We start from the raw sequence: 1148 nt of genomic DNA on the forward strand, positions 1-1148 counted from the left end.
GACCACGTTTTCGGAAAATGTTGTCAAGAATGTGCATGACGGGTATTGTGAGCGCCATACATTCTTATTGAGGTATCGTCATGGCAATGATGGTCATCAGCAGTGCTCCGGCAGCAAAGAGAGCAACCAATGTCTCCCTGGCGGAAAATCTTCTCGCAGAAGCGAAGGCGCTGCGGATCAACGTCTCGCAAGCGGCCGAGTCCGGTTTGGCTCGAGCTGTTGCTGAAAAGCGTGCCGAGCTTTGGGTCGAGGAAAATGCTAAAGCCTTTGACTGCTGGAATGATTACATCGAGAAAAACGGTCTGCCGCTAGAGAAATATCGGAGTTTTTGATGGCTAGATTCACGGTCTATCGAAATCCTGATCGCAGTGGCTATTTGCTCGATCTGCAAGCCGATATCAATAGCCACTTTTCAACGCGGGTGGTTGCCCCTTTGATCCCGATCCGTGACATTGCTGACTATGCGAAAACTCTGAATCCGGTGTTTGAGATCGATGGCGAGCGTGTCGTGATGGCAACACAAGGTATGGCGGCGGTGCCGTTATCAGTTCTGAAACATCCGGTGACTTCGCTTGAACCGATGGGCGCAGAAATCGTTGCGGCAATCGATCTCCTGTTTCAGGGGTTTTAGCCTCGCCCGCCCGTCGTTATTTCTTGATTTGTTCCTGAAAGAGTCTGAGTGCGCGTTCCAGAATTCGCCTGTCGGCCGCGTCTTTGTCTCGCACGGTCTGTTTGGTTCGCAGGAGTCCTTCCAGGCTGACCGTCCGGACGGGAATGCCTTCAAGGTCGACGGTGATGGCATATTGTTCGAGCGTGTCGAATGTTTCACCACACGCATTCAACATGACGTCGACTACGAAGGCGTCGGCTACCCGAATGTTGTCGCCTTCGGCAAACCACTCGGGTTCAAGATCCTTCGCGGCTTGATCCGGCAATACCATCAGTGCTTCCTTGACCTTGGCTCCGGACTCGAGCGTCGCTGGCACCAGTACGTCAATATCCGTCGTTGCCCGGTGGTAGCCGTGTACGAACAGGGCGTAGCCGCCAATAAGCAGGTAATCGACGTGCTGACGATTCAAAGACTCGATCAGCGCCTTGAGATCCTCCAGCGACGCCGGTCGGCAATACTCATTGATTTCGTCGGTCAT

At 53.3% G+C, this 1148-nt stretch carries 3 protein-coding genes; 2 read left to right on the forward strand and 1 reads right to left on the reverse strand.

Annotation, left to right across the window (positions count from 1 at the left end; all coding sequences use genetic code 11):
- Positions 1-80 precede the first annotated feature (80 nt).
- Together KBA32_RS15550 and KBA32_RS15555 are read left to right on the forward strand one after the other, a co-directional pair.
- The gene (locus KBA32_RS15550; RefSeq protein WP_294360809.1) at positions 81-332 is read left to right on the forward strand and encodes a type II toxin-antitoxin system CcdA family antitoxin; all 252 of its coding nucleotides are present in this window, start codon (positions 81-83) and stop codon (positions 330-332) included.
- A complete protein-coding gene (locus KBA32_RS15555) occupies positions 332-631 on the forward strand; it encodes a CcdB family protein (RefSeq protein ID WP_294360811.1) in 300 nt (99 codons plus the stop codon). The genes KBA32_RS15550 and KBA32_RS15555 overlap by 1 nt, the downstream gene beginning before the upstream one ends.
- Positions 632-647: 16 nt before the next feature.
- On the opposite strand, the gene KBA32_RS15560 is transcribed toward KBA32_RS15555, so the two are convergent.
- The coding region (locus KBA32_RS15560; protein WP_294360814.1) for a hypothetical protein at positions 648-1148 on the reverse strand (501 nt) is incomplete at its 5' end.

This window comes from Propionivibrio sp. (assembly GCF_017995515.1).
GTDB lineage: Bacteria > Pseudomonadota > Gammaproteobacteria > Burkholderiales > Rhodocyclaceae > Propionivibrio.